Origin of the sequence: Pseudomonas amygdali, assembly GCF_002699855.1 — a bacterium.
Classification (GTDB): domain Bacteria; phylum Pseudomonadota; class Gammaproteobacteria; order Pseudomonadales; family Pseudomonadaceae; genus Aquipseudomonas; species Aquipseudomonas amygdali.
Genome location: NZ_LKBW01000175.1, coordinates 1 through 1856, shown reverse-complemented (window position 1 = coordinate 1856; position 1856 = coordinate 1). Strand labels below are relative to the sequence as shown.

Annotated in this window: 2 protein-coding genes; one reads left to right on the top strand and one right to left on the bottom strand. The window is 57.7% G+C overall.

What is annotated here, in order from left to right:
* Positions 1-67: 67 nt before the first annotated feature.
* The gene (rlmF, locus tag AO277_RS13160; RefSeq protein WP_044320192.1) at positions 68-1054 is read left to right on the top strand and encodes a 23S rRNA (adenine(1618)-N(6))-methyltransferase RlmF; all 987 of its coding nucleotides are present in this window, start codon (positions 68-70) and stop codon (positions 1052-1054) included.
* 249 nt (positions 1055-1303) lie between these two features.
* Here the strand turns inward: rlmF and AO277_RS13155 are convergent, their stop codons facing one another.
* Positions 1304-1585, bottom strand: coding sequence for an HU family DNA-binding protein (locus AO277_RS13155; protein WP_002552279.1), 282 nt, complete (start codon positions 1583-1585; stop codon positions 1304-1306).
* Positions 1586-1856: the final 271 nt, after the last annotated feature.

The following is a 1856-nucleotide window of genomic DNA, read 5'->3' as shown; positions in this document are numbered from 1 at the left end:
CCGAGTCTGCCCAGGTGGCATGACTCAAACAAAAGGGTCTCCGAGAAACCCGGGGCGGTTCAAACCCATGACCGATACCCGCAAACCTCCGCGCAAAAAGCCTCAGCGGCCAGCCAAACCTGCTGCGCCGCGTGAAAAGGCCACCTTGCACCCGCGCAATCGTCATCAGGGTCATTACGACTTTGCGAAGCTGATCAAATCCAGCCCCGAGCTGGCAGCCTTCGTGATACTCAATCCGTATGGCAAGGAAAGCATCGACTTTGCCGATCCGCAGGCGGTGCGGGTGTTCAATCGCGCGCTGCTCAAAGCGTTCTATGGCATCGCCCATTGGGACATTCCGGCCGATTACCTGTGCCCGCCTATTCCAGGGCGTGCGGACTACCTGCACTTCCTCGCCGACTTGCTGGCCGAGGACAATGAAGGCGTGATCCCACGCGGCGCATCCATCAAGGCGCTGGATATCGGCACCGGAGCCAATTGCATCTACCCGCTGCTGGGGCATAGCGACTATGGCTGGCAGTTCGTTGGGTCGGACATCGACAGCACGGCCATCGCGGCGGCTACCACGATCATCAAAGCCAATGGCCTCAGCAAGGCCATCAGCGTGCGCCAGCAGGACAACCGCAAGCAGATCCTGCTAGGGTTACTCGACAGCAGCGAACGCTTCCACGTGAGCCTCTGCAACCCTCCTTTCCATGCCTCGCTGGATGAGGCGCAGCGTGGCAGCCAACGAAAATGGCGCGCACTGGGCAAGGCTGATCCCAAGCGCAAGCTGCCGGTTCTCAACTTCGGTGGGCAATCTCAGGAGCTGTGGTGCGAAGGCGGCGAGATCGGCTTCGTGACCCGACTGATTCAGGAAAGCGCCACATTGCCAAGCCAGGTGGTATGGTTCAGCACCTTGGTGTCCAAGGCATCCAACCTGCCACCGATCCAGAGCGCCCTGAAAAAAGCCGGCGCGCGTGAGGTGAAAGTCATCGAGATGGGCCAGGGCCAGAAACAAAGCCGCTTCGTGGCCTGGACATTCCTAGACAAGGCACAGCGCACACCCCACTGATAGGGCTATCGTGCCGCATCGACTATCGTGCGGCGCCACGCCGACATGCCGTAATCTCGACTATCGTGCGACGCTCTGCGTCGGCAGGCCTTAATCTCGATCATCGTGCGACGCTCCGCGTCGCATGCCGTTCTGGACGCTCTGCGTCCTCTCTTGAGTGTGCCGTGCGGCACAGATCTGTGATCAGACGCCCACAAAAAAGCCGTGCCCGGTTAACCGGTGCACGGCTTTTTCACAGCAAGCGGTTGCTTACTTGTTGATCGAGTCGGTCAGCACTTTGGCTGGTACGAACTTGATAACTTTCTTGGCAGCGATTTCGATGGCAGCGCCAGTCGAAGGGTTGCGGCCAGTGCGAGCCGGACGCTCTGCAACTTTCAGTTTGCCGATACCTGGCAAAGTGATTTCCACGCCGTTTTCCAATTGGTCGGCAACAATTTGGCCCAATTGCTCAAGAGCATTACGCGCGGTAGTTTTTGGCGCATCGATAGCTTCAGCGATATCGGCGATCAATTGGTCTTTAGTAAGAGCCATGGTGGTGTTCCTTCCCTATCAAATTCATTTGGATTGCAGAGTGCAACGTCGGCCCGTGGCCAGGCAATGAACCTGGCCACCCGCTAGCAGCCACGATTAATCGCGAAAGTGTAGATACTGAAACCGGGCAATGGTTCGACCTACGTGTGCGCTAACTGCATGCTTGACGCGCTAAGTGCGCAAGACCGCGCAAAACTAGCACAGAGGAGACTGTCAGAAATTTTGTGTTCGGGCATAACATGTAGCTAGAGGTGCATGTATGCCGACCAAA